Annotated in this window: 24 protein-coding genes; 12 read left to right on the top strand and 12 right to left on the bottom strand. The window is 65.3% G+C overall.

Annotated elements, in window-relative coordinates; genetic code table 11:
* Nucleotides 1-259 precede the first annotated feature (259 nt).
* Both ACXAJT_RS19725 and ACXAJT_RS19720 read left to right on the top strand, forming a co-directional pair.
* On the top strand, nucleotides 260-1000 hold the full coding sequence (locus ACXAJT_RS19725; protein WP_475237880.1) for a FadR/GntR family transcriptional regulator: 741 nt from the start codon (nucleotides 260-262) through the stop codon (nucleotides 998-1000).
* 22 nt (nucleotides 1001-1022) lie between these two features.
* Entirely contained in the window at nucleotides 1023-1331 is a 309-nt protein-coding gene (locus ACXAJT_RS19720) for a cupin domain-containing protein (RefSeq protein WP_475237877.1), read from the top strand.
* 58 nt (nucleotides 1332-1389) lie between these two features.
* Here the strand turns inward: ACXAJT_RS19720 and ACXAJT_RS19715 are convergent, their stop codons facing one another.
* Nucleotides 1390-2298: a helix-turn-helix transcriptional regulator gene (locus ACXAJT_RS19715; protein WP_475237873.1), complete on the bottom strand. Its 909-nt coding sequence runs from the start codon at nucleotides 2296-2298 to the stop codon at nucleotides 1390-1392.
* A gap of 212 nt (nucleotides 2299-2510) precedes the next feature.
* Between ACXAJT_RS19715 and ACXAJT_RS19710 the strand changes: the two genes are divergently transcribed.
* The 6 genes from ACXAJT_RS19710 to ACXAJT_RS19685 all read left to right on the top strand — a co-directional run bounded on the left by ACXAJT_RS19710 (nucleotide 2511) and on the right by ACXAJT_RS19685 (nucleotide 9430).
* Nucleotides 2511-3392, top strand: coding sequence for a carbohydrate ABC transporter permease (locus ACXAJT_RS19710; RefSeq protein ID WP_475237870.1), 882 nt, complete (start codon nucleotides 2511-2513; stop codon nucleotides 3390-3392).
* 2 nt (nucleotides 3393-3394) lie between these two features.
* Complete coding sequence (locus ACXAJT_RS19705; RefSeq protein WP_475237867.1) at nucleotides 3395-4318, top strand: carbohydrate ABC transporter permease; 924 nt, start codon at nucleotides 3395-3397, stop codon at nucleotides 4316-4318.
* Nucleotides 4319-4322: 4 nt separating this feature from the next.
* On the top strand, nucleotides 4323-5429 hold the full coding sequence (locus ACXAJT_RS19700) for an ABC transporter ATP-binding protein (protein ID WP_475237864.1): 1107 nt from the start codon (nucleotides 4323-4325) through the stop codon (nucleotides 5427-5429).
* 29 nt (nucleotides 5430-5458) lie between these two features.
* On the top strand, nucleotides 5459-6724 hold the full coding sequence (locus ACXAJT_RS19695) for an ABC transporter substrate-binding protein (RefSeq protein WP_475237862.1): 1266 nt from the start codon (nucleotides 5459-5461) through the stop codon (nucleotides 6722-6724).
* 70 nt (nucleotides 6725-6794) lie between these two features.
* Nucleotides 6795-8354: a polygalacturonase PglA gene (pglA, locus tag ACXAJT_RS19690; protein ID WP_475237859.1), complete on the top strand. Its 1560-nt coding sequence runs from the start codon at nucleotides 6795-6797 to the stop codon at nucleotides 8352-8354.
* A complete protein-coding gene (locus ACXAJT_RS19685) occupies nucleotides 8351-9430 on the top strand; it encodes a glycoside hydrolase family 88/105 protein (RefSeq protein ID WP_475237857.1) in 1080 nt (359 codons plus the stop codon). The genes pglA and ACXAJT_RS19685 overlap by 4 nt, the downstream gene beginning before the upstream one ends.
* Nucleotides 9431-9439: 9 nt before the next feature.
* Here ACXAJT_RS19685 and ACXAJT_RS19680 read toward each other — a convergent pair whose 3' ends face one another.
* The 8 genes from ACXAJT_RS19680 to ACXAJT_RS19645 form a co-directional block, all read right to left on the bottom strand.
* Nucleotides 9440-10084, bottom strand: a complete 645-nt coding sequence (locus tag ACXAJT_RS19680) for an SGNH/GDSL hydrolase family protein (RefSeq protein ID WP_475237855.1) — start codon at nucleotides 10082-10084, stop codon at nucleotides 9440-9442.
* A 17-nt stretch (nucleotides 10085-10101) separates the two neighbouring features.
* A complete protein-coding gene (locus tag ACXAJT_RS19675; RefSeq protein ID WP_475237853.1) occupies nucleotides 10102-10965 on the bottom strand; it encodes an amidohydrolase family protein in 864 nt (287 codons plus the stop codon).
* A gap of 238 nt (nucleotides 10966-11203) precedes the next feature.
* Nucleotides 11204-12337: a mandelate racemase/muconate lactonizing enzyme family protein gene (locus ACXAJT_RS19670; RefSeq protein WP_475237851.1), complete on the bottom strand. Its 1134-nt coding sequence runs from the start codon at nucleotides 12335-12337 to the stop codon at nucleotides 11204-11206.
* An 18-nt stretch (nucleotides 12338-12355) separates the two neighbouring features.
* Nucleotides 12356-13258 carry a 5-dehydro-4-deoxyglucarate dehydratase gene (gene kdgD, locus ACXAJT_RS19665; protein WP_475237849.1) on the bottom strand — a complete coding sequence of 301 codons (903 nt, stop codon included), beginning with the start codon at nucleotides 13256-13258 and terminating at the stop codon, nucleotides 12356-12358.
* Between the two features lie 58 nt (nucleotides 13259-13316).
* The gene (locus ACXAJT_RS19660; protein ID WP_475237846.1) at nucleotides 13317-14117 is read right to left on the bottom strand and encodes an NAD-dependent epimerase/dehydratase family protein; all 801 of its coding nucleotides are present in this window, start codon (nucleotides 14115-14117) and stop codon (nucleotides 13317-13319) included.
* Between the two features lie 5 nt (nucleotides 14118-14122).
* A complete protein-coding gene (locus ACXAJT_RS19655) occupies nucleotides 14123-15400 on the bottom strand; it encodes a TRAP transporter large permease (RefSeq protein WP_475237843.1) in 1278 nt (425 codons plus the stop codon).
* Between the two features lies 1 nt (nucleotide 15401).
* Complete coding sequence (locus tag ACXAJT_RS19650; protein WP_475237841.1) at nucleotides 15402-15905, bottom strand: TRAP transporter small permease; 504 nt, start codon at nucleotides 15903-15905, stop codon at nucleotides 15402-15404.
* A 68-nt stretch (nucleotides 15906-15973) separates the two neighbouring features.
* Nucleotides 15974-16957, bottom strand: coding sequence for a TRAP transporter substrate-binding protein (locus ACXAJT_RS19645; protein ID WP_475237838.1), 984 nt, complete (start codon nucleotides 16955-16957; stop codon nucleotides 15974-15976).
* A 302-nt stretch (nucleotides 16958-17259) separates the two neighbouring features.
* Between ACXAJT_RS19645 and ACXAJT_RS19640 the strand changes: the two genes are divergently transcribed.
* Nucleotides 17260-18420 carry an efflux RND transporter periplasmic adaptor subunit gene (locus ACXAJT_RS19640; protein ID WP_475237836.1) on the top strand — a complete coding sequence of 387 codons (1161 nt, stop codon included), beginning with the start codon at nucleotides 17260-17262 and terminating at the stop codon, nucleotides 18418-18420.
* 21 nt (nucleotides 18421-18441) lie between these two features.
* Entirely contained in the window at nucleotides 18442-21576 is a 3135-nt protein-coding gene (locus tag ACXAJT_RS19635; protein ID WP_475237833.1) for an efflux RND transporter permease subunit, read from the top strand.
* 126 nt (nucleotides 21577-21702) lie between these two features.
* On the opposite strand, the gene arsJ is transcribed toward ACXAJT_RS19635, so the two are convergent.
* Genes arsJ through ACXAJT_RS19620 form a run of 3 tightly spaced genes read right to left on the bottom strand, consistent with a single transcriptional unit; the run spans nucleotide 21703 to nucleotide 24847 of the window.
* Nucleotides 21703-22980, bottom strand: a complete 1278-nt coding sequence (gene arsJ, locus ACXAJT_RS19630) for an organoarsenical effux MFS transporter ArsJ (protein WP_475237830.1) — start codon at nucleotides 22978-22980, stop codon at nucleotides 21703-21705.
* Entirely contained in the window at nucleotides 22977-23975 is a 999-nt protein-coding gene (locus tag ACXAJT_RS19625) for an ArsJ-associated glyceraldehyde-3-phosphate dehydrogenase (protein ID WP_475237827.1), read from the bottom strand. Before ACXAJT_RS19625 ends, arsJ begins: the two co-directional genes overlap by 4 nt.
* Nucleotides 23972-24847, bottom strand: a complete 876-nt coding sequence (locus ACXAJT_RS19620; protein WP_475237825.1) for an arsenate reductase/protein-tyrosine-phosphatase family protein — start codon at nucleotides 24845-24847, stop codon at nucleotides 23972-23974. The genes ACXAJT_RS19625 and ACXAJT_RS19620 overlap by 4 nt, the downstream gene beginning before the upstream one ends.
* A gap of 151 nt (nucleotides 24848-24998) precedes the next feature.
* Here ACXAJT_RS19620 and ACXAJT_RS19615 point away from each other — a divergent pair, with 151 nt between their 5' ends.
* Nucleotides 24999-25523: a PadR family transcriptional regulator gene (locus ACXAJT_RS19615; RefSeq protein ID WP_475237822.1), complete on the top strand. Its 525-nt coding sequence runs from the start codon at nucleotides 24999-25001 to the stop codon at nucleotides 25521-25523.
* Between the two features lie 20 nt (nucleotides 25524-25543).
* On the top strand, nucleotides 25544-26290 hold the full coding sequence (locus ACXAJT_RS19610) for a siderophore-interacting protein (RefSeq protein WP_475237819.1): 747 nt from the start codon (nucleotides 25544-25546) through the stop codon (nucleotides 26288-26290).
* The last annotated feature ends 113 nt before the right edge of the window (nucleotides 26291-26403 follow it).

The following is a 26403-nucleotide window of genomic DNA, read 5'->3' as shown; positions in this document are numbered from 1 at the left end:
AGGCCTCGCCTTCAAGATGTTATCATACATATATTGGTACATGTCTGACTTATCGGCATACCTTTGTGCGCGACGCTCTCATCCCTCGTGAGATACGCCGCTAATCACCTGCGTCTTGCGCAGATATAGCGGCACAGACCCACGCGTCCGCAACTCTTGGACACCGCGTGCGTGGCCGAATGCAGGCTCACCGTGGACAGCCATGACAAAATCTGTAATATAGGTATACCGCACCCTGGAAACTGGAAAGAGCACCGAAGTGACCGAGCAGAAAGTCAAAACGGCCCGCCCGTCGCGCGGCAGCGGCAAGACGCTCGTCGAACAGGTGCGCGACCAACTGCGCGCGCAGATCGAATCCGGCCAATACGCGCCCGGCGCCCGCCTGCCCAGCGAAGCGCGGCTGACCGAGGAGTTCGAAGTCAGTCGCACCGTGGTGCGCGAGGCGGTTGCGTCGCTGCGCTATGAAGGGCTGGTTGAGCCGCGTCAGGGCGCCGGGGTTTTCGTGCTTGACGCGCGGCCGGAGATGGAACTGCCGTTTCAGAACATCGATTTCGTGCGTATCTCCTCGATGATCGAAATGCTGGAACTGCGCACCGCCGTCGAGGTCGAGGCGGCGGGGCTGGCCGCGCTGCGCCGCTCGCCCGCGCAGGAAGAGCAAATCCTGCAGGCGCTCTCGGCACTACGCAGCAAGGCCGCTGCCGGAGAGCCGACGTCGCTTGCCGACTTCGAGCTGCATCTCGCCATCGCCGACGCCACCAACAACCCGCGCTTTCGCGATTTCCTGTCGATGATCGGCGCAAGCGTGATCCCGCGCCACGCGCTCAGCGACGACAGCGACGCCGCCACCGCCACCTACCTCAAGGCGATCGACGCCGAGCATGAGGCCATCGTCAACGCCGTGCTCGACGGCAACGAGGATGCGGCGCGGCTTGCCATGCGGCTTCACCTCAAGGGCGCACAGTCGCGCTATCGCAACCTGCTGCGCAAGACCGGGCAATAACGCCCAAGCAAGGACCTTCTTCATGAGCACATTCCCCGTCGCATTTCCCGACACCGGCGTCGCGCGTCAGGTGCTGGCCGACAGCCCCGAGCTGATGGTCGTCTCCTTTCGCTTCGAAAAAGGCGCGCAGGGCGCGATGCATCATCACCCGCACGTGCAGTCCACCTACTGCGAGAGCGGGCGCTTCACCTTCTTCCTCGGCGACGAGAGCTTCGAGGTGAAGCCCGGTGACAGCTTCGTCATCCCCTCGGGCGCCAAGCACGGCTGCGAGTGCCTCGAGGCCGGGCGGCTGATCGATTGCTTCACCCCGCGGCGGGACGATTTTCTCTGACCTCGCCAGAAGCGCAACATGAGCCGGGCACGCGCCTTCGAGCCCGGGTCCGGGCCAATTACCCCTGACCCAGCGCCCGCGCCTGATCGGCCTCATCCATCCCCATGATCTGCCCATCCTGCGCGCGCTTCACCCTTTGCTGATGGCCGCGCGGGCTGATGCCCATCTGCCGCTTGAACGCGCGGCTGAAATAATAAGGATCGCCGTAGCCGATCTCTCCGGCCACCTGCGACGGGCTCATACCCCGCTCGAGCAACGACATCGCCCGCTCCATCCGGCAGTATTCCTGATACTGCCGCGGCGTGCGCCCCAGCCGGTCGCGGAAGGCGCGGTGGAAATAGTCAGCATTGTAGGGCGCCGCCTCCACCGCCTGTGCCGCAACCTCTGGATCCAGCGGCGCGGTCGAGATCTGCGCCGCCGCCTTCATCACCGCCAGATCGATCGCCGCCGCCCCGTCGAGCGGCACCGCCCCACCCTGCCGCCAGCCTAGAAAGGCGTCGTCGATGAAGGCGATCAGGAACACCATGAACAGGTGGTGCTGCATCAGCGTGACCGAGTTCGGCGGCGCGCTTTCGCGGTAGCTGCGGATCAGCGGCGCAAGTTCTTCCCAGCGTGAAAGACGCACCTTCCGGCGCAGGTCCATCTGCGCGACCAGATCGGCGTCGCCGTAGATGCCAAGCGTGAAGTGTTGCGCCAGCCCCGTGTAGAGCGGCTCTCCCTCATTCCAGCCCACGAAACTCTCGCCCCGGCGCAGCAGCATGGCCTCGCCCGGGTCCAGCGACACGCGCGTTCCGTCGATCAGATAATCCCCCCGCCCCTCCAGCGCGATCACCAGATCCTCCACCGGGTTGACCTTCTCGATCCGCCACAGCGACGAGTGCTGCATGCGGATGGCCGAGCGGGTCAGCGTCAGGGTCAGTGCCGTGGGCGGCACCCGGTCGAGAATTGAACCTCCGATTTCGTCCATCTTTTTCGCCATCCTGGTGAATTCAATCCGGCCTCGCCTTCTGACAGTAATTCATCATACAACTGTGGAGGACCGCCTGTCACCAGCCAGCCCTGAGGAGAGGGCCAGCTGACGCTACGGGACCGGCGAATTCCGCGCAGTTTGGGAGGACACATGCTTATTTCGCCGAAGTCGGGCGCCATTCCGGCGCGCCGCGGCAAGGGAGGCCGGCCATGACGCGCAAGCGCGCTCTGGGGCTTGGCTACCTTTCGCCCTACATCATCGGACTTCTGGTCTTCACGATGATCCCCTTCGGGGCATCGCTCTATCTCAGCTTCACCGACTACAACCTGATGTCGGCGCCAAGATGGACGGGACTGGAGAATTACATCGATCTGTTCACTAAGGACCGGACGTTCCGCCGCTCGCTGACGGTGACGCTGATCTATGTGTTCACGACGGTGCCGCTGAAGCTCGCCTTTGCGCTCTTCATCGCCTACATCCTCAACTACAAGCTGAAGTTCATCAACTTCTTCCGCACCGCCTTCTACGTGCCCTCGATCCTTGGCGGGTCGATCGCCATCGCGGTGCTGTGGCGCTATATCTTCGCCTCCGAGGGGCTGGTGAACATGATGCTCACCGGGCTTGGCTTCGAGGCGGTGAACTGGTTCGGCGATCCGCAGAACGCGCTTTTCACCATCACGCTGCTGCGCTGCTGGCAGTTCGGCTCGGCCATGGTGATCTTTCTCGCGGCGCTGCAATCGATCGACAAGTCGCTCTACGAGGCCGCCGAAATCGACGGCGCGAGCAAGGCGCATTGCTTCATCTTCATCACCATCCCGCTGATCACCCCGGTGATCTTCTTCAACCTGATCATGCAGATGGTTCAGGCGTTCCAAGAGTTCAACGGCCCCTACATCATCACCCAAGGCGGCCCGCTGAAATCCACCTACCTGCTGCCGATGTACATCTACGACGAAGCCTTCCGCCGCTTTGACATGGGCTATGCCTCGGCGATCGCCTGGGTGCTCTTCGTGATCATCATGGTGCTGACCCTCGTGGCCTTCTGGTCGTCGAAAAAGTGGGTCTACTACGCCGGCGACAAGCGGAGCTGACAATGACCGATATCTCACATGCATCCGATGTCCTGAGCGCCGGCGCCGACGGCCTTGCAGAGGCCCGCGCCGCCAACGCCAAGCAAATCCGCAATGCCAAGATCTCGGCCGCGGTGCGCTACATCATCCTCTTCGGCGTCGGGCTGATGATGCTCTACCCGCTGATCTGGCTGGTCGGCGCCTCGTTCAAAACCAACGCCGAGATCTTCGCCAACCCCGGATTTCTGCCCAGCGAGCCCACCACCGAGGGCTACGTGAAGGGCTGGGAGACCTCGACCCCCTACACCTTCGGGCGGTTCTTCCTGAACTCCTTCCTGATCATTCTGCCCAAGGTGATCGGCACGGCGATCAGCTGCACCATGGTGGCCTACGGCTTCGCCCGGTTCGACTTCCCGCTGAAGAAGCTGCTGTTCGGCTCGGTCATCGCCATCCTGCTGCTGCCGAACGTCGTGACCCGCATCCCGCAGTACCTGCTGTTCCGCGATCTGGGCTGGCTCGACAGCTTCCTGCCGCTCTGGGTGCCATCCGCCTTCGCCGGCGATGCCTTCTTCGTCTTCATGCTGGTACAATTCCTGCGCGCCATCCCGGGCGACATGGAAGAGGCGGCACGGGTCGACGGCGCGAACTCGTGGCAGACGCTGGTGTTCATCGTCGTGCCCATGCTGGCTCCGGCGCTGATCTCGGTGTGCCTGTTCCAGTTCATGTGGACGATGAACGATTTCCTCGGCCCGCTGATCTACATCAGCTCGGTCGACAAGTACCCGGTCAGCCTGGCGCTGAAACTCTCGATCGACACGACCGAGGCGTTCGAATGGAACCGCATCCTCGCGATGTCCGTGCTCACCATCACGCCCGCACTCATCGTGTTCTTCATGGCTCAGAAATACTTCATCGAAGGCATCTCTGCCGGTGGGGTGAAAGGATAATCCAATGGCACGTCTGCAACTCAACAAGCTCGAAAAGGTCTATGGCGGTGCGTTCAAGGCGGTGCACGGGATCGACCTCGATGTGGAAGAAGGCGAGTTCATGGTGCTGGTCGGCCCCTCGGGCTGCGCCAAATCCACCACGCTGCGGATGATCGCGGGGCTCGAAGAGGTCACCAGCGGCGAGGTCCGCATCGGCGACCGCATCGTCAACGCCCTGCCCCCCGGCAAGCGCCGCATCGCCATGGTGTTCCAGAACTACGCGCTCTACCCGCACATGAAGGTGCGCTCCAACCTCGCCTTCGGCCTGCGTCTGGCGCATGTGCCCAAAGCCGAGCGCGAGGCCGCCGTGCAGGAGGTTGCCCGCATCCTCGAGATCGAGCCGCTGCTCGACCGGCTGCCCAAACAGCTTTCGGGCGGTCAGGCGCAGCGGGTCGCCTTGGGCCGGGCGCTGATCAAAAAGCCCGAGGTGTTCCTGTTCGACGAGCCGCTGTCGAACCTCGACGCCAAGCTGCGCGCCTCGATGCGGGTGCGGATCACCGACCTGCACAAGCGCCTGAAGGCCGAGGGCCGCCCCTCGACCGTGGTCTACGTCACCCACGACCAGACCGAGGCAATGACCATGGGCGACCGCATCTGCGTGATGAAGGACGGCCATATCATGCAGGTGGCCACCCCCAAAGAGCTCTACGACCGCCCGGCCAATCTGTTCGTCGCGGGCTTCATCGGCTCGCCCGAGATGAACGTGATCGATGGTCAGATCGAGGGCACCGATTTCCGCCTCGGCGGTCAGGTGATCTCGCTGGATCAGGCGGTGCTGGGCCGGATGCAGGCCAAGCCGCAGGAGGCCGCGCTCGGCATTCGTCCGCAGCACATGAAGCTCTCGGCGGGCAATGGGCTCACCGCGCGGCTGCGTTCGGCCGAGTTCATGGGGCATGAGGTTTATCTGCACGCCACACTCGAGGGCAAGGAGATCACCACCGTCGCGGGCGCCGCGGAATATGACGCGCTCGACCGCTCGGACGAGCGCATCCGGCTGACGCCCGATCTTGGTCACGCCCATATCTTCGACCGCGCAAGCGGCGCGAATGTTTCCCTGCCCCTCGCGGGCTGAACCGAAAACTAGGAGGAGGAGTTTTCAAAATGAAATCAACAATCAAGAAGGCGCTGCTGGCCAGCGCACTGGTGCCCTGTGCGCTGTCGGCGGCGAACGCGGCCGACCTGCGGATGAGCTGGTGGGGCGGCGAGTCCCGCCACGTCGCCACGCAGGAGGCGCTGAAGGCCTGCGGTGAAAAGCACGGCCATACCATCGCGCCCGAGTTCACCGGCTACTCGGGCTATCTGGAGAAGCTCACGACGCAGATGGCGGGCGGCACCGAGGCCGACATCATGCAGGTGAACTGGCCGTGGCTGCCGCTGTTCTCACGCGATGGCACCGGCTTCGCCGACCTGCAGGATCTGGCCCCGGTGGACCTGTCGCAGTACCCGCAGGCCGATCTTGATGGCGTGACCGTCAAGGGCCACGTGCAGGGCATCCCGATCTCGACCACCGGACGCGTGTTCTTCTTCAACACCACCACGCTGAGCGAGGCCGGGATCACCCCGCCCACCACGTGGGAAGAATTCTTTGGCGCCGCCGAGGCGCTGCGCGACAAGGAAGGCGAGGATTACCGCTTGTTCAACGCGGTGGCCGAAAGCGCGCAGCTTCTGGTATCTCTGGCCGTCACCCAAAAGACCGGCAAAGACCTCGTCGACCCCGAGACCAACCGCGTTGCATGGACTCCCGAGGAACTGGTGGAAGGCATCAATTTCTACCAGCGCATGGTCGACACCGGCGCCATCCAGTCGCGCCAGGACGAGGCCGCCGAGGGCAACGTGAAGCTCTACGAAAAGACCGCTTGGGCCGAGGGCGAGATCGCCGGGTCCTACGAATGGGACAGCACCTACTTCAAGTTCTCCGACCCGCTGAACGACGGCGAGGAACTGAGCGCGGTGCCGATGATCACCTTCGAGGACGCCAAGACCGAAGGCGTTTATCGCAAGCCCTCGATGCTGCTGGCGGTGTCGAAGAACTCGGACAACCCCGAGGCCGCCGCAGAGATCCTCAACTGCCTCGTCAACGAGCCAGAGGGCATCGACGCGCTTGGCGTGACCCGCGGCCTGCCCGCCTCGAAGGTGGCGCTCGAACGTCTCGAAGGCGCGGGGGAGATCAAGCCGCAGCTGCTCAAGGCGCATGAGATCATGATGGCCTCCGAAGGCCCCGCCGTCTCGCCGTTCAACGAACACCCCGAGCTGCGCGCCACCTTCGTCGACACGCTCGAGGAGTTTTCCTACGGCATGGTCAGCGCAGAAGAGGCCGCCGAGTACATCATCGAAGGCGCCAACGACGTGCTGAGCCAGTTCGACTGACCGAACACCTCCCTGCGGGCGACCCTGTCACTCGGGGCCGCCCGCCTCTTCCCTGACGAAAGCCCGATCCATGTCCCTGATCCGATGCGCCGCGGTGACCCCGCGCATGGCCGTGCTGTGCCTTGCGCCGCCGCCCGCGCGCTTCACGCTCGATCCCGCCCGAAGCTGGCGCCTGAGCCGCGATGGCGAGACCGTGGCCAGCGGCACCGCATCGCGCGTCGTGCTGCCGCTCGGCCCGCTGGAGCCGGGCACCGCGTATGACTTTACCTGCGGCGGCGAGCGCCTGAGCTTCACTACCGCCGCATGCCCCGGCGCCCTGAACGTCACCGACTTCGGCGCCCGCGACGGCCTCACCGACACCCCCGAAAACGCCGCCCAGACCGCCGCGGCCTTTTCCCGCGCGATCGCCGCGCTGCCCGAGGGCGGCACGCTGATCGTCCCGCCCGGCCATTGGCTTTGCGGCCCGGTCGAGCTGCGCTCGAATATGATCCTGCACCTGTCGGAAGGTGCCACGCTCGCCGCCCCATCGGACCGCCGCGGCTGGCCGATCCTGCCCGCCCGCACTCCCGACGGCGCCATGCTCGGCTCATGGGAGGGCCTTCCCGAACCCTGCTTCCGCGCCCCGCTACACGCAATCGCCACGCGCAATCTCACCATCGAGGGCTTCGGCACGCTCGACGGCGGCGGCGACCGCGGCGATTGGTGGACATGGCCCAAGGAAACCCGCGAGGGCGCGCGCCGCCCGCGCGGCCTGCACCTGATCGACGCCGAGGCCACCCGCCTCATCGGTTTCACCATCCGCAACGCGCCAAGCTGGACAATCCATCCGCAGGGCTGCCGCGATCTCTTTGCCGCGGGCCTCAGCATTCAGGCTCCGCACGACAGCCCCAACACCGATGGTTTCGATCCCGACATGTGCGAAGACGTCACACTTCTCGGCACGCATTTCTCGGTCGGCGACGATTGCATCGCAATCAAGGCGGGCAAGCGCGGCGACAATGGCGAGGATGACCACCTGCGCCCCACCCGCCGCGTCACCGTGCAGCACTGCCTCATGGAGCGCGGCCACGGCGGCTGCGTCATCGGCTCCGAGATGTCCGGCGGCGTCTCCGACGTGACCGTGTGCGACTGCGAGATGGTCGGCACCGACCGTGGCTTGCGCCTTAAAACTCGGCGCGGACGCGGAGGACGTATCCAGCGTGTCGCCATGCGCAACGTGACCATGGACGGCGTGCTCACCGCCTTCTCGGCCAACGCGCATTACTACTGCGATCACGATGGTCACGCGGATTGGGTGCAGTCGCGCATGCCTGCCGCGGTGTCTCATCTCACCCCGCAGGTGGGCGAGATCACCGCCGAGGACGTGGAAATCCGCAACCTTTCCCACGCTGTCGGCGCCTTCCTGGGCCTGCCCGAAGCGCCCATCGGCCCGATCCGCCTCTCGCGCATCACCCTTGTCTCGCACGATCCCACCGCCCGCGCCGAGCCGCCGCTGATGGCCGATGGCATTCGCCCGCTGCGCCACGCCGGCGTGCTGGCCGAACATGCAGTACTCGCCGGTGATCTAGCCGCCGATCCCGCCCCGCTCAGCACCGACGACGCCCTCAACCGGAGCCCCGCCCTGCCATGACCCTGCCCACCGTTCTGGAGTATTTCGACGCCTTCGCCGGCCGTTACCGCCACTACAAGGGCGGCTGTTGGTGCTACGAGGATGGCTGCATCTACCGTGGTCTGGCCCTGCTGCATCAGGCCACCGGCGAGGTGCGCTGGTTTGACCACCTCAAACGCCTGACCGATGCGCAGATCGCCCCGGACGGCACGCTTGCGGGCTACCGGATCGACGAGTTCAACATCGACCACATCCTTGCCGGGCGCTGCCTGTTCCACCTCGCCGACGAGACCGGCGATCCGCGCTACATGAAGGCCGCCGACCTGCTCGCCGAACAACTCTCGCGCCACCCGCGCACCAAAGCTGGCAATTACTGGCACAAGCAGCGCTATCCAAGTCAGGTCTGGCTGGACGGGCTCTATATGGGACTGCCGTTCCAGATCGAATACGGGCTGCGCACAAGCCGCCCCGAACTGGTGCAGGACGCGCTGGCGCAGCTGGCCCGCGCGCTGGACCTGACGCGCGGGCCGTCCGGGCTTTACGTGCATGGCTATGACGCGGCCAAGGTACAGGGCTGGGCCGACCCAGACACTGGGCAGTCCGCCTCGGTCTGGGCGCGCGCGGTGGGGTGGCTGGCCATGGCGATGGTTGACATCTGCGCGCTGGTGCCCGCCGACGCCCCGACCCGCAAGACGATTGAACTGCTGCAGGCGGTGGCCATGGAGCAGCGCCGCTCGGGGCTCTGGCCGCAGGTGCTCGACGCGCCGGGCCTTGCGGGCAATTACGAGGAAAGCTCGGCCTCGGCGATGTTCGCCTACGCGCTGATGCGCGGCACCGAGCTCGGCCTCGGAGAGTGGTTCGATGCGGGCCAGCACGCCTATGACGCCCTTGTAGAGACCCGGCTGGAAACCAGCGATGGCGTCACGCGGCTCACCCACATCTGCCACGTGGCGGGACTCGGCGGCTTCGATGGCAAGATGCGCGACGGCTCGCAGGGCTACTACCTGACAGAAGACATCGTCGCCGATGACGCCAAGGGCGTCGGCCCGCTGATGATGGCGGCGGCGCAGCGGCTCTCGGCCCGCGCCCCCGCCTGATGAGCGGTCTCAGAGTGTAAGAAGCGCGCGCACCGGCTCTGCCAGTGCCGCGCCGATGGCCCGCGTGTTCGCCGCGTCCAGATGCACCCCGTCGAGCGGCGAGGGATGCGCCGCCCGGCCCGCATCGTAGAACGCCACGCCCTCTTCTTCGGCCAGATCCGCATAGAGCGCGCCGAAGAGATGCGACTGCTCCACCCGGATCGGGCTGTCGAGCTCGCCGCGCGAGGGCGAAATGCAGTACGGCGGCGCGACGATCAGGATTTGCGGCACCGCCGAGGCGGGCTTGAACGGAAAGCCGCGCACCAATTGGATCAGCCGCCGCATGCCCGCCTGCGCGCCGCTGGCGACGCCGCCGTGCTTGGGTTTGAGGTCATTGGTGCCCAGCATGACAACCACCAGATCAAGCGGCATATGCGCCGCCAGCGCCACCGGCAGCGTGCGCGTGGCGTTGCGGTCGCAGGGCGCCGCATGGTCGTCAAACGAGGTGCTGCGTCCGTTCACCCCGTCGGCCAGCACGGTCGCCTCGGGGATCGCCTCGGCCAGCACCGAGGGCCAGAGATCCTCAATCGGGTGCCGCAACCCGCCCCGTGCGGGGTCATGCCCCCATGTCAGACTGTCTCCGTAGCACAAGATGCGGGGCGTTTGCTCTGCCATGGTGTCTTCGGTCCTCCTCAGGTCGCTTTGGGAAAACCATAGAGCGCCTGCGGGCTCTCCACCAGCACCCGCTGGATCGCCGCCGCATCCGGCAGCCAGCTCATCGCGAGGTCGAGCAGATGCGCGTCGTCGGGATAGTCCTCGGTGCGGCTGGCGGCATTGTGCGGCCAGTTGGTGCCCCAAACGATACGCTCCGGCGCATGCGCGCCGATCTCGCGGCTGAGCGCGGCGATGTCCGGATAGTCGGGGCCCGAGGTCGTGGTCGCCTCGTAGCAACCGGCGAATTTGAACCAGCAGTTGCCGCCGTCCATAAGGCGTTTCATGGTGGCGATATGCTCGGAGGTGATGCCCCCGAAGATCTTGCCGTGGTGGTCGAGCACCCAGTTGGATTTGAGCTTGGCCAGCCGGGGTTCCAGTTCGGGCAGCGCCGTGCCGTCGAACTGAACCGCCATCATCCAGCCCGCCTGCGCGGCGCGTGCATCCACCTCCTCTAGCTGATCCAGCCCCACCGCCCCGCCGGGCAGGTCCATGATCCGCGCCCCGACGATGCCGCCCTCTTCGAGTCGCGCCATTTCCGCATCGGAGGTTGCGCCAGTGATCACCGCGACGCCGCGCGCGCACTCGCCCATCTCGGCAAGGCAGGCGAGCAGGCTGGCGTTGTCCATGCCGTGCCCGTTGCCCTGGGTGATCACCACGCGGTCGAGCCCGAGCCAGTCCATCGCGCGGCGGTACATCTCGGGCGTGGGCAGCGGCTCGGCGGGCACGCCCTTGCCGTCCTCGCGCCACGCATAGCCGGGCAGATACATATGCATCTGCGTGTCGCAGGCACCCTTGGGCATCTGGGTCTTGGGCTTGGGGCCTGTGAGTTTGCGGTCGATCATGGTTGGTCCTCTCAATTGGGTGCGACGGAGGGCAGTGCCCGACCGCGGGTGGGCGCTGAGATGGGTGCGGTCTTCACTTTATCTTTCCACCCCGCCGTCCGCCTGAGCGCTGCGAAACCTGTGGAGAGCGCCCGCCCGTCACGCCAAAGGCGTGCTGCCACATTGGCGCACCTCCGGCGCGACGGGCGGTCGGGCGCTGCCCGGCGGCACTACGTGCCTTGTTCCGGGCAAGGCAGATTTACCCCTTCGGCGCGAACGCCTTCAGCGCGTCGCGGTCGATCTCGATGCCCAGTCCCGGCGCGTCGGGGATGCTGACCCAGCCGCTGTCATGCTCGATGGGCTGCGTCACCACCGCCTGCCGGAAGGGATTGTGCGTGCGGTCGAACTCCATGATCGGCTCGATCGGGCCGCGCCGCACCGGGTCGGGCACCATCGCCGCCATGAACTGCAGGGCCGCCGCGATCTGCACCGCCGTACCCCAGACATGCGGCACCACGCGCACGCCGTGCAGCGTGGCCAGATCGGCCACCCGCTTGGCCTCGGTGAAGCCGCCCACGCCGCAAAGGTCGGGCTGCGCGATGTCGATCACCCGCCGCCGCAGCGGCTCGGCAAAGCCCCAGCGCGTGTGCCATGTCTCGCCCCCCGCCACCGGGATCGGCTGGCGGGCGCGGACCTCGGCATAGGCGTCAAGCTGCTCGGGGATCACCGGCTCTTCGAACCAGTCGATGTCATACTCGGCAGCGGCATTGCCGACGCGCACCGCCTCGATCACGTCGTAGCCGTGGTTGCCGTCGATCATCAGCCGGGTCTCGGGGCCGATCGCCTCGCGCACCGCCTTGATCACGCGCAAATCCTCGGCCGGATCAAAGCCGATCTTGATCTTCACCGCGTGGAAGCCGTCGGCCGCCTGGCGGCCGGTCTCCTCGGCGTTGTCCGCCACCCGATCCACCCCGTCGCGCTTGAACGAGCCGGTGGCATAGGCGCGGATGCGCTCGCGGAAACGCCCGCCCAGCAGGGTCGACACCGGCACACCAAGCGCCTTGCCCTTGATGTCCCACAGCGCGATGTCGATGCCCGACAGAGCGCAGACCGAGATCCCCCGCTGCCCCTGATCGCGCAACGCGTTGTAGAGCACGGCCCAGTGCTTTTCGGTCTCCAGCGGGTCCTTGCCCAGCAGCCAAGGCTTATAAGCCTCGACCATCGCGCGGTTCGGGCCCGCCGGGCCGAGGCATTCGCCCCAGCCCGTGGTGCCGTCGTCGCAGACCACCTCGACCAGCAGATGCACCCGCTTGTCGAAGCGCATGGAGGCGCTCTCAAACGCCGTCTCCAGCTTGTGTTCCAAAAGGTGGGTGCGGATCTCGGTGATCTTCATGGGTCTGGCCTTCCTGTCTTACTGGTGCGCGTCGATCAGCGCCTTGAGGATCTCTTCCTCCTCGCCCGTCAGATCCGACAGCGGCGCGCGGACCGGGCCGGCATCGAAGCCGACCAGACGCACGCCCGCCTTGATCGCCGAGACAGCATAGCCCTTGCGGCGCGAACGAAGGTCCATGAACGGGTAGAAGAAGCTCTTGAGGATGTCCTCGCAGGTGGCGCGATCGCCGGCGCGCAGCGCGGCATAGAACTTGTTGGCCAGCGCCGGAACGAAGTTGAACACCGCCGAGCTGTAGGTGGTGAAGCCTGCGCCGAGGTAGGCCTCGGCAAAGAGCTCCGCCGTCGGCATGCCGCCGAGGTAGGTCAGCCGGTCGCCCATCTTGGCGGTGATCTGCCGCACGAGGCCGATGTCGCCGGTGCCGTCCTTGAAGCCCACAAGGTTGGGGCATTCGTCACACAGCCGCGCCAGCGTATCGGCCTGCAGCACGGCGTTATCGCGGTTGTAGACCATGACGCCCTTGCCGGTGGCATTGCAGACCGCTTTGACGTGCTCAAATAGCCCTTCCTGCGGCGCGTCGATCAGATAGTGCGGCAGCAGCAGGATGCCATCGCCGCCCGCATCCTCGGCCGAGCGGGCGATGCCCTTGGCGATCTCGGTGCCATAGCCGCAGCCCGAGACGATCGCCGTCTTGCCCGCGCTTTCCTTGGCAGCCTTGACGATGGCGGGGATCTCGTCGGGGGTCAGCGAAAAGAACTCGCCCGTGCCGCCCGCCGCAAAGAGCACCGGCGCATCAAAGCCCGACAGCCACTCGACGTGCTTCTGGTAAGGGTCGACCGCGAACTTGTTGTCGGCGTCAAACGGCGTGACGGGGAAGGAAAGCAGGCCGGAGCCGAGCGCTTCTTTGATCTGTTGCGGGTCCATGCGTGGGTCCTCTTGCTTGGGGGCTATTTGGGGCGCGCGCGTGCGGGCCTTATGAATCTCAGCTTTGGTGGATCGGCTCGTCGGTGAAGACGCCGCCCTGATATTTCGCCACGGAGTCCTCGGGGCCGGGGCGCGGCACGGTGCGGCGAATTTCCTCGGCGTAGTCTTGGCTGTTGTCCTGCGGCACCCAGCCAAGGAAGGCGGCGTGGGAGTTGTCCCACCAGCCCATGTCGTTGGCCGATTGCCCCCAGACCACGGTGCAGCCAAGGCGCGGTGCGGTGAAGGCGGCCATGATCAGCGAGGTGAAATCGCGGGGGCTGATCCAAGTGGACAGCATCCGCCAGTTCTCGGGCTTCGGGGTGCACGAGCCGATGCGCACCAGCGCGCTCTCCTGCCCGAACTTGTCATGATAGAGGCTGGCCACCGCCTCGCCGAAGATCTTAGAAACGCCGTAGAGCCCGTCGGGCTTGAACGGGTCGGTGGGCTTGAGCCGCTGCTCTTGCTTGTAATAGCCGATCGTGTGGTTGGAACTGGCAAAGATGATCCGGGGATGCCCGTGCAGCCGCGCCGCCTCGTAGAGGTTGTAGACGCCCCGCAGGTTGGCCGCCTCGATCAGATCGAAGTTCTTCTCCACCGAGATACCGCCGAGGTGCACCACCCCGTCGCAGCCCTCGACCAGCGATTTCACCGCCTCGCCGTCGGCGATGTCGCAGGGCACAAAGCTCTCGTTCGGGCCAAGGTCGGTGATCTCGGTGATATCCGACAGGCGCAGTTCCTCGGCGTGCGGCTTCAGCGTCTCGCGCAGGATCTTGCCAAGCTGGCCCGCCGCGCCGGTGATCAGGATACGTTTCATCATCATGTCTCTCACTCCATCAGGCTCGGCAGGAACATGGAGAAGGCGGGCACGTAAGTCACCAGCAGCAGCGCCACGAGGATCGCCGCGTAGAACGGCAGGATCGTCTTCACCGCATGTTCGATCCGCACGCCGCCGACGACGCAGCCCACAAAGAGGCAAGCGCCCACCGGCGGCGTGCAGAGGCCGAGGCCAAGGTTCATCATCAGCACCACGCCAAACTGGATCGGGTCCATCCCCAGTCCCACCGCGACGGGCAGGAAGATCGGCGTGCAGATCAGGATCAGCGCCGCCATGTCCATGATCATGCCAAGCACCAGCAAGATCAGGTTGAGCAGCAGCAGGATCACGATCGGGTTGTCCGAGATGCCGGTGACCGCGCTGGCCAGCAGGTCCGGCACCCGGTAGAGGGTCAGCAGGTAGGAAAAGGCCGAGGCCGTGGCCACCAGCAGCATCACCAGCGCCGTGGTGCGCACCGAGTTGACGACGGCGGTCTTGAAGCCCTCCCAGCTAAGCTCGCGGTACACGAAGGTGGTGACGAGGATGGCCCAGATCGCGCCGAAGGCCCCGGACTCGGTGACCGTCATCACCCCCGACAGCACGCCGCCCACGACGATGATCGCGGTCATCAGCCCCGGCAGGGCGACGATGAACGACAGACCAAGCGCCTTCCAGCCGGGAAAGGTTTCAGCCGGGTAACCGCGGCGCACGGCGACCGCATAGGCGACGATGCCAAGGCACAGGCACATCAGCATGCCCGGCACCACGCCGGCGATGAACAGCTTCGACACCGACACACCGCCCGCCGCTACGGCAAACAGGATCATATTGTGCGAGGGCGGGATCACCACGCCCGCGACCGAAGAGGTGACGGTGACATTCACCGCGTAATCAGGATCATAGCCCTTTTCCTTCATCACCGGGATGAGGATCGAGCCAAGCGCCGAGGTATCGGCCACCGCCGAGCCCGAGATGCCGCCGAAGAGCATCGAGGAGGCCACGTTGACCACGCCCAGCCCGCCGCGCATCGCGCCCACCGCCGAGGAGGCCAGCCGCACCAGCCGCCCGGCGATGCCGCCGTGCATCATCAGCTCGCCGGCGAAGATGAAGAAGGGGATCGCCAGCAGCGAGAACACCGAGATTCCCGACAGCACGCGCTGGAAGCCGATGAACAGCGGCAGCCCCTCGTAGACAAAGCCGCCCACCGCCGCGAGGCCGATGGCAAAGGCCACGGGCATGCCGCAGATAAGGCCGCCGGCGAAGACCCCGAAAAGAATAATCAAACCCATGTCAGTACCCGCGGCCCTTCGCCAGTTCGGCCATTTGATAGAGGGTGAAAAGCGCGCTCAGCGCGCCGCAGATGGCCATGGGCACAGCGCGCATGCCCTCGGAGACGCCCAGCATCGGCACCGTGCGTGCCCATGTGTTCTCGGCAAGGATGTAGCCCTGCCAGCCAAGGCAGAGCGCGAAGATCAGCACGCCGATCAGCGCCAGCCATTTCATCACCATGGCGATGGTGCCGGGAAAGGCGTCGCGCAGAAAGTCGACCGACAGGTGGGTGCGGTTCCAGACCCCGGCGGCGGCACCAAGGAAAGTGATCCAGACCACGAGGATCAGCGCCAACTGCTCGACCCATGTGGGGGTGTCGTTCATCACGTAGCGCCCCCAGACCAGCCAGCCGAAGATGGCGATCAGCAGCACCAGACCGCTGCCGGCGACAAGCACGCAGATACGCGACAGAAAATCGAGCAGGCGATAGATGGCCCCTGCCCCGGCCGGTTGCGCGTGCGCCATGACCCCTCCCGGAACTGGCGTGTCCCCGCGGGGACACGCCGATTTTCAGCTTGGATAAAAGCCGTAGATCACTCGACCGCCTGAATATCGCGGATCAGGCTTTCCAGATCGGGGTTCGCGGAGATGAAATCGGCGTAGACCGGCTCCATCGCGTCCTGAAACGCCTGCCCGTCCTCGACCTCGTTCACCGCCACGCCGCTGTCGATCACCTTCTGCTTGGACGCTTCCGAGCGCTCGGCCCAAAGCTCACGCTGCAGGTCTGCGGCTTTCACGGCGGCCTCGGTGACAATCGCCTTGTCCTCGTCCGACACGCCATCCCAGACGCGGGTCGACACGCAGATACACTCGGGGATGATCAGGTGGTTGGTGATCGAGTAGTACTGTGCCACCTCGTAGTGGTTCGAGCTTTCGAACGAGGGGTAGTTGTTTTCCGCCCCGTCGATCACGCCGGTCTTCAGCGACTGGTAGACCTCGCCATAGGCCATCGGCGTGGCGTTGCCGCCCAGCTTGTCGACCATCTGCACGTAAAGATCGTTGTTCATCACGCGGAACTTCAGCCCATCCATGTCGGCAGGCGTCTCGATCGGGTGCTTGGTGTTGTAGAAGGAGCGCGAGCCGCTATCCATCCACGACAGCGCCACAAGCCCCTCTTCCGACAGCGCGTCCGAGAAACGCTGGCCGATCTCGCCGTCCATCGCCGCGTGCATGTGGTCCACGTCGCGGAAGATGAAGGGCAGCGACAGCACGTTGGTCGCCGCAACGATCTCGCCCATCGGGCCCATGTTGAAGTTGCCAACGGCGATGGCGCCAGCGCGGACTTGCTCGATCGCGTCGGGCTGCGCGCCCAGCACGCCATTGGCGTAGACGGTGGGCTCGATCCGGCCCTCGGTTTTTTCCGTCACCTCGTCGGCGAACTGCTGCATGGCCACCACGTTCGGATAATCCTCGGGGTGAATGGCCCAGGCGCGCCAGGTTTCGGCCTGCGCGGCACCGGCCAGAAGGCCGCAGAGCGCGACGGTAGCTGTAAGAGCCCCGGTCTTGGTGAATCGCATGATGATCTCCTCCCTGTAGATGCATATGACGTCACGCCGCGGTTATGACTGACTTGTATGATGACTGTCAATATTTTCATATGACAGAAGCGTGAGGGATACCGGACACCGCTTTCGCGACCCCGAAGGCCAATTCCGCGACGCCCTGGATCCGCCGCGCAATGCCGCGCATTCTGCTGCCATGCCTCGCAACGCAGGTGGCGATGGGCGAAACACCGCGACACGATTGTAATAAAAATAGATTTTTCCCGTATTTGGTGTACGCTTCATGGCATAGCTCCGTCCGTGAAAGGACTCTTGATATGTTGATTGGACTGCTGCGAAAGATTTTCACTGTCTCTCTGTGCGCCGCTGTATTGGCATCCGCGACCCTCATCCCGACCCTCGCCGTGGCGCAGGACGACGGCGAGGCCGCACCCGGCCCCACCGCTCTGGTGCAGACCATCGCCACGCAGAGCATCCGCCCTTCCTTCACCCACCCCGCCCGCATCGAGGCGCTGAACACCGCGTCGCTGCGACCGCCGATTCAAGCGCAGATCACCGCGATCCACATCACCGCCGGTGATTTCGTCGAAGAGGGCGAACTGCTCGTCGAGATGGACGAAACCGATTTCCGTATCGCGCTGGCGCAGGCACATGCCGCGCTGAAACAGGCCGAGGCCGCGGCGATCAAGGCCGATCTCGACCTCGACCGCGCCACGCAACTGTCGCAGAGTAACACCGTCTCGCAGCGCGAGGTGGAATACGCGCAAGCGCAGGCCGACGTGGCACAGGCGCAGGTTGACGTGGCCAGCGCTCAGATCGCACAGGCCGAAGAAAACCTCGCAGATACAAAGGTCTACGCACCGTTCAGCGGGCGCATTTCGGCGCCGCAATACGCGGTGGGCGACCTTTTCGCGCCGGGCGATCCAACACAGATCGGCTATATCGCGACGCTGGTCTCGCTCGACCCGATTTACGCGGTGGGGCTGGTCGATCAGTCCAATTACTTCGGCTTCCTTGCCCGCAGACTGCGGATCGAAGAAGCGGGCGGATCGATCCCGCCGCTCGAGCTTGAGGCGATCCTGCCCGGCGGCGAGGTCTACCCCGAAAAGGGCACCTTCGAGAACTGGGACAACACCGGGGCCGCAAGCACCGGCACGATTGCCGCCCGCGTGCTCTTTCCCAACCCCGATGGCATCCTGCTGCCCGGTCAGAACGTCACGATCCGCGGACAGGTGATCGAGCCTGTGCAGGCGCCGTTGGTGCCGCAGCGCGCGGTCAGCCTAGACCAGCAAGGCCATTTCGTCTGGGTGGTCGGCGATGGCGACGTGGTCGAGCGGCGCAACATCGTCGTGGGCGTGCGCAATGGTGCCGACTGGACCGTCACCGAAGGGCTTGAAGATGGCGAACGGGTGGTTGTGGAGGGGCTGCAGCGCATGCGTCCGGGCCTCGCCGTCACCCCGCAGCCCTACGACAGCTGATCCCCGGCAGCGGAGAATTTCATGGGACCCCTATTTTTCATCAGGCGACCGAAGTTCGCCTTCGTCATTTCGCTGCTCATCACGCTGTTCGGCCTGCTCACGCTTCAGGTGATGCCGATCGACCAGTACCCAGACATCGCCGCCCCCAAGGTGGTGGTGCGCGCCAATTATCCGGGCGCCGATGCGCAGACCGTGCTGCAGGCTGTCGCCACCCCCATCGAGGACGAGGTGAACGGCGCCGAGGGCATGGCCTATATGGAATCCAAGGCCGCGGCGGATGGCAGCTACACGTTGACCGTGACCTTCGAGACCGGTGTCGACGCCGATCTGGCGCAGGTCGACGTGCAGAACCGCGTGGCTCTGGCCGAACCGGCATTGCCTGCCGAGGTGCGCCAGCGCGGCATACGGGTGCGCAAGCGCAATCCCGACATTCTGATGGTGGTCGACATCGTCTCGCCCGACGGGCGCTTCGACGGGCTGTTCCTGTCCAACTACGCCTCGATCAACGTCGAGGGAGAACTGGCCCGCCTGCCCGGCGTGGGCGCCGCCGAGAACATCGGCGCGCTGGACTACGGCATGCGCGCATGGCTCGACCCGGTGAAAATGGCCAATCACAATATCACCGTGAACGAGATCGTGCTGGCGGTGAAAGAACAGAACGCGCAGGCCGCCGTGGGCCAGCTTGGTGCCGCCCCGGCCGCGGACGACACGCAGTTCCAATATGTGCTGACCACCAAGGGCCGACTGGAGACCGAAGAGGAGTTCGGCGACATCATCCTCACGGCCAATGACGCGGGCTCGGTGATCCGGCTGCGCGACGTGGCGCGGATCGAGCTGGGGGCCTTTGCCTACAAGGGCTATGGCGAGTTCAACAACCAGCCCGGCGTGCTGATGGCGATCTACAAGCTCAGCGAGGCCAACTCGCTGGAGGTCGCCGAGGCGGTGCGCGAGAAGATGGAGGAACTGAAGGAGTATTTCCCCGAAGGAGTCGATTACGTTATCGGCCACGACACCACGCTGTTCATCGAAGCCTCGCTCGAAGAGACGGTGATCACCATGATCTTCACCATCCTGCTGGTGGTGGCGGTGACCTATATCTTCCTTGGCTCGATCCGGGCGACGCTGATCCCGACCATCGCCGTGCCGGTCTCGATCATTGGCACATTGGCGGTGCTCTACGCCTTTGGCATGACGATCAACACGGTGACACTTTTCGCGCTGATCCTCGCCATCGCGCTGGTGGTGGATGACGCGATTATCGTGGTCGAGAACGTCGAGCGCATCCTGCACGAAAACCCTGACCTAGACGCGCCCGAGGCCACCCGGCGCGCCATGGCCGAGGTGACCGGCCCCATCGTCGCCACCTCGCTGGTGCTGGCGGCGGTCTTTGGCCCGACCCTGCTGCTGCCCGGGATCACCGGACGGATGTTCAGCCAGTTCGGTGCCACTCTGACGATCTCGGTGCTGATCTCGATGGTCAACGCGCTGACGCTCAGTCCGGCGCTGGCCTCGGTGCTGATGAAGCCGGGGCTGCATCCGAACTTCGTGATCCGAGGCTTCAACAAAGGGTTCGACTGGGTGACCCGCATCTACGCGGCCACCGTGGATTTCCTTGCCAAGCACGCGATCATCGCGATCGCCATCGTCGCGGCGCTGTTCTTTGGCATGTACACGCTTTTCACCACCACACCGACCAGCTTCATCCCGACCGAGGACAAGGGCTTCTTCATGGTCGACGTGCAGCTGCCTTCGGGCGCGTCGCTGAACCGGACAGAGGTTGTGATGGATCGGCTAACCGATGCGCTTGGCGAGGATGAGGCGGTTGAGAACGTGCTGTCGGTGAACGGCTACTCGATCCTCAACTCAGCGCTGCAGGCCAACTCCGGCATGATCATCGTCAAGCTGAAGGAATGGAGCGAGCGGACAACCGAAGAAAGCAGCCAAGCCTTCCTGCAGCGCAAGTTCACCCAGCAGTTCGCCGACATCCCCGAGGCGCAGACGATCATCTTCGGCGCCCCTGCGCTGCCGGGCATCGGCGCGGTCGAGGGTCTGGCCTTCGTTCTGGAAGACACGCAGGGACGCGGGCCGGACGAGATGACTGCGGCGCTGCAGGGCTTTCTCGCCCCGGCCAACCAACTGGACGAGATCGCGCTGGCCTATTCCACCTTCAAGGCCGACGCGCCGCAGCTCAACCTCGAGATCGACCGCGTGCGGGCCAAGACGCTGGGCGTGCAGATCTCGGACATCTTCCTGACCCTGCAGGCACAGCTCGGGGCGCTTTACATCAACGACTTCAACGTCTTCGGCCAATCCTACCGAGTGATGATCCAAGCCGACGCCCAGTTCCGCCAGAACGAGCGCGCCTTCGACTCGCTCTACGTGCGCAACCGCGAGGGCGGCATGGTGCCGCTTTCGACGGTGATCACTCCGGTCCCCACCACCGGGCCGGATGTGCTCTATCGCTACAACACCTACAACTCGGCGACGATCACCGGTATCCCCAATGTCGCCGGTGGCTACAGCACGGGCAATGCAATGGATGCCTTTGAAGAGCTGTCCGCCGAGGCGCTGCCCGAGGGTTTCCGCTACGACTGGACCGGCTCCTCGCGCGAGGAACGCTCGTCAGGCAACGCGGTGCCGATCGCGCTGGGGCTGAGCCTCGTGTTCACCTTCCTTTTCCTCGCGGCGCTTTACGAGAGCTTCCTGACGCCGGTGGCGGTGCTGCTGACGGTGCCCTTCGCTGTATTGGGGGCGCTGATCTCTCTGCGCATCGCAGGGGAGCCGCTCAGTCTTTACGGGCAGATCGGCCTGTTGATGCTGATCGCGCTGGCGGCGAAGGCCGCGATCCTGATCGTCGAGTTCGGCAAGCAGCAGCGCGAGGCGGCGGAGTTGGAACTGCACGAGGCGGCGATGCAGGCCGCGAAGCTGCGCTTCCGCCCGGTGATGATGACGGTGCTGGCCTTCGCGGTGGGGGTCTACCCGCTGGTGATCGCCAGTGGGGCGGGCTCGGCCAGCCGGGTGTCGCTGGGGCTTGCGGTGTTTGGCGGGGCGATTGCCTCGGCGGTGCTGGGTGCGATCTTCGGGCCGGTGTTCTTCAAGCTGATCCAAGGCCTGCGCGAGAAGATCCACAAGGGCCGCACGCCGCCGGTGGTGTGAGGCGCGGCGGAGAAAAAGTGAAGGCCCGGGCGCTGTGTCCGGGCCTTCTGCGTTTGCCGTGGTACGGCCCCCGCCCCGACCGGACTCAAGGCGAAGCCGCCGGTCGAGCGCTGGCCCGTGTTGCGGCTAGACCGCCACCTCCTGCGGCTCGGCGCTCAGCCTGCCCGAGGTCAGCGCGGCCAGCGCCACCATCACAGCCGCCGTGCCCAGCACCAGCGGCAGCCCTCCGATCTGATAGGTCAGCCCCGACAACAGCGTACCGATCAGCCGCCCCGCCGCATTGGCCATGTAGTAAAAGCCCACGTCCATCGTCACCCGCTCGGACTTGGTAAAGGCGAGGATCAGGTAGGAATGCAGCGAGGAGTTCACCGCGAAGATCGCTCCAAACACCAGCAGGCCGAGGACCAGCGTCACCGTCAGCCACATCTGCGGCGCGGGCGAAAGCAGCACCGCCACGGTCAGCGCCGCCGGCACCACGAAGAGCGCAGCGGCCCAGCCGCGCGCGGCGCGGATCAATTCTCCCTCGGGACGGGTGCGAGCGCGCAGGATGCGCGGCGCCGACGCCTGCACCGCGCCATAGAGGATCACCCAGACCGCCATGAAGGTGCCGATCATGAAGAACGCCGCGCGGTTGCCCTCTTCGGTGCCATCCGACAGCACTGCGTAGAAGTAGATCGGGATGCCGACCACGAACCACACGTCGCGCGCGCCGAACAGGAACACCCGCGCCGCCGACAGCCAGTTGACGTTAGCCGACTTCGAGAAGACCTCGGAGAACTTCGCGCCCTTGCGCCCCCTCGGGAGCCCGCCCGGCATGAACATGGTCACCGCGACGAGGATCAGGCCAAGCACCAGCGCCATGGCCAGAACCGCCCATTTGAAGCCAAGCGTCGCCAGCAGCGCCGCGCCGAGCAAAAAGCCCAGCCCCTTCACCGCGTTCTTCGAGCCGGTGAGCACCGCCACCCAGCGAAAGAGCCCGCCGTCCTCGGATGGGGCGAGCAGCTTCACCGCCGATTTCGAGGACATCTTGGCCAGATCCTTGGCCACGCCCGACGCGCCCTGCACGCACATCACAAAGGCCACCGACGCGCCGATAGCCCACGAGGGATCGAGCTGGGTCAGCGCCAGCAGCGCCACCACCTGTAGCGACAACCCCGCGTAGAGCGTCGATGTCAGGCCAAAGCGCGCGGCGATCCAGCCTGCGGAAAGATTGGTGACCATCCCGGCGATCTCGTAGAGCACGAAAAGATACGCCAGCTGCACCGGCGAGAAGCCGAGGCTGTGGAAGTGCAGCAGCACCAGCATGCGCAGCGCGCCGTCGGTCAGCATGAAGGCCCAATAGGCCGCCGTCACCGCGATATAGGCCGACAGGCCCTCGGGCCGGTGCTTGGCTTGGGTGCTCACAGCGTGTCTCCGACCATGCGCGCCACGTCCACCAGCCGGTGCGCGTAGCCCATTTCATTGTCGTACCACGCGTAGACCTTCACCTGCGTGCCGTTGACGACCATGGTCGAGGGCGCGTCGATGATCGAGCTGCGCGTGTCGTTGGTATAGTCGCAGGACACCAGCGGCCGCTCTTCGTAGCCGAGAATGCCCTTCAGCGAGTCCTTCGAAGCCGCCTCGAACAGTGCGTTGACCTCCTCGGCGCTGGTGGCGCGCTCGACCTCGAAGACGCAATCGGTCAGCGAGGCGTTGAGCAGCGGCACGCGCACCGCATGGCCGTTCAGTCGCCCCTTCAGTTCGGGATAGATCAGCGTGATCGCGGTGGCCGAACCGGTGGTGGTGGGGATCAGCGAGTTCAGCGCCGAGCGCGCCCGGCGCAAATCCTTGGCAGGGCGATCGACGATGGTCTGCGTGTTGGTCACATCGTGGATCGTGGTGATCGCGCCATGGCGGATGCCGAGCGCTTCGTGGATCACCTTGACCACCGGCGCGAGGCAGTTGGTTGTGCAGGACGCCGCGGTGACGATGCTGTGCCGCGCCGGGTCATACGTGGCATCGTTGACGCCATAGACGATGTTCGCCGTGGGCCCGTCGTTGACCGGCGCCGAGACAACCACCTTCTTCACCCCGGCCTCGAAATAGGGCGCGAGCGCGGCTTCGGACTTGAAGACCCCGGTGCAGTCGATCACCACATCCACCCCGTCGAGCGGCAGCTGCGACAGGTCCTTGGTACCGATGAAGGGCAGACGGGTGCCCCCTACCGTCACGCTCTCGTGGTCGTGTTGGATCTCGGCGTCCCAGCGCCCGTGCACCGTGTCGAACTCCAGCAGATGCGCGTGCATCGCCGGATCGCCGACGGCGTCGTTGATCCATGCAATCTGCGCGCCGCTTTCGAGGAGCGGTTTCAGGGCGAGCTTTCCGATACGGCCGAGGCCGTTGAGAGCATAGGTGGTCATGTGGTCGCTTCCGGAATTGTCTGGGTCGTGTCGGTCTGGTCGGGTTCGGCCCGGGCGATTTCGTCCACCGCCGCCTGCAGCGAAATGCGGTCAAGCTGGGCGAAGGGCAGCGCGGTGAAGGCGGAAATCCGATGTTTGAGCGCGCCGTAGGCCTGTTGGAAGGCCAGCATCTTCTCGGCCTCCGTGCCGGTGGCCTTCACCGGGTCGGGCATGCCCCAGTGGCCGCTGATCGGTTGCCCTTCCCACGCCGGGCATTCCTCATTCGCCGCCTGATTGCAGACGGTGAAGACGAAATCGAGGTCCGGCGCATCCGCGCCAGAGAACTCCGATACATTCTTGGCGCGCAGCGGCGCAATGTCGTGTCCCTTCTGGTGCAGCAATTCTACCGCCGTCGGGTTGAGCTGCGAACTGGGCTTGGTGCCCGCGGAGTAGGCATTGAAGCGGTCGCCGGCGATCTCGCGCAGCAGCGTCTCGGCAAAGATCGAGCGGGCCGAGTTGCCGGTGCAGATGAACAGCACGTTGTACTTGCGGTCAGGCATTGGGGGCACTCCTGTCTCGGAGAGGAAGGGGGATGGTGCGCAGATCTCGGGCCGCCCGCGGCAGCAGTCACGCAGCAGATAGTCGAAGGTCTGTCGCACTTGGGTCATGTCGACGCTGTAGAGCAGCGATGTGCCCGACCGCGCCTGAGTGACCAGCCCGGCGCGCATCAGCGCCGCCAGATATGCCGAAAGCGTGCTGGCCTTCACGCCGATGGTCTCGGCGATCTCGCCGGCGGGAAGCCGGTCAGGAAAGCGGCGCATCAGCAGCCGGAAGATGGCCAGCCGCTGCGGGTGGCCAAGGGTCATGAGGCGATCGGGAATCTCTTTTTCCATATTTCCCGAATATTCGAATTATCGGGTCACGGAAAGTGAAACCTTTATGACAACGATCCGGCCGTAGCCACGCACGCGGGTGTGAGAACCGGGGGCTTGCGGATTTTCCGATATATCTTATTTTCCGATATATCGAATCCAAGAGGACCACATGCAACGCGATAAACCAGCCCACCCAAAGCCCGGCGGACGGCGCGGCAAGCGGCTCTTCGGCCACGGAGAGCTGCGCATGCTGGTATTGGCGATGATCGCCGAGCGCCCACGCCACGGCTACGAGCTGATACGTGAGATAGAAGAGCGGACAGAGGGCGCCTATTGCCCCAGCCCCGGTGTCATCTACCCCACGCTGTCGTGGCTGGAAGACATGGGGCACGTGCAGATCGAGACCGACGAGACCGGGCGCAAGCGCTCGCGCATCAGCGACCACGGCAGCGCCTTTTTGGCCGCCAACCGCACGGTCGCCGACGAACTGTTGACCCGCAAGCCGCCGCGCTGGCACCGCGGCAACGCGCCCAAGGAAATCGTCGCCGCCATGGACGAGATCAAATCCGCCCTGCGCCAGCGCCTCACCGCACCCGGTGCAGACGATACACTCATCGCCACGCTTTCCGCGCAGCTACGAGACACCGCTCGGGACATCCGCGAGGCCACGCCCCGCGACACACCCGAAGACTGAAAGACACGCAAGGACCTGACATGGAAAGCATCATCACCCGCCACCGCCACGAATTGAAGCGCCGCACCCTGACGGTGCGAGACAGCCAGCGGCTGACCCCGCACATGTTGCGCATCACCCTCGAGGGCGAGGACCTGGCCGATTTCACCAGCCTTGGCGCCGACGACCACGTGAAGCTGTTCCTCGACACCGGTGCAGAGGCCCCGGTGGCACGCGACTACACCCCGCGCGCGTTCGACACCGAGGCGCGCACGCTGGTGCTGGACTTCGCGTTGCACGATGCCGGCCCGGCCACTGCATGGGCCGAAGCGGCGCAACCCGGCGACACGCTGCTGGTCGGCGGACCGCGCGGCTCGGCGGTGGTGGCGCCGGTGTTCGACTGGTACCTGCTGATCGGCGACGAGACCGCCCTGCCCGCCATTGCCCGCCGCGTCGAGGACCTGCCTGCAGGCGTCACCGCGATCACCCTCGCCGCCGTGCCCGGCGCCGAAGATGAACAGACATGGCAGAGCGCCGCCACGCAACAGACTCACTGGCTGCATCGCCCGGTTGCCGAGGCGCATGAGGCGGCACCGCTGCTCGACGCGGCACGGACGCTGGATCTGCCCGAGGGCAAGGGGTTTGTCTGGATCGCCGCCGAAGCGAAGGTGGCGCGAGCGCTGAAGCAGCACTTCTTGCAAGACCGCAGCCACCCCGCGCCGCATCTGAAGGCGGCGGGCTACTGGATCAAGGGGGATGCGGGCAGCAGCGACAAGGCACTCGACTGATCGTCCCGCCGGGCACCGCCCCGACACTTCAGAGCGTCGCACCTTACGGCGACGAAAAAGCCGGGCGCCCCCTCCAAGGTGCCCGGCTTTTCCGTGTCAAAAGCGGAGTTTCA

Source organism: Salipiger sp. ABF4_146 (assembly GCF_056161345.1).
Note: the sequence above shows the minus strand (reverse complement) of the source record. Positions and strands in the feature narration are given on the sequence as shown.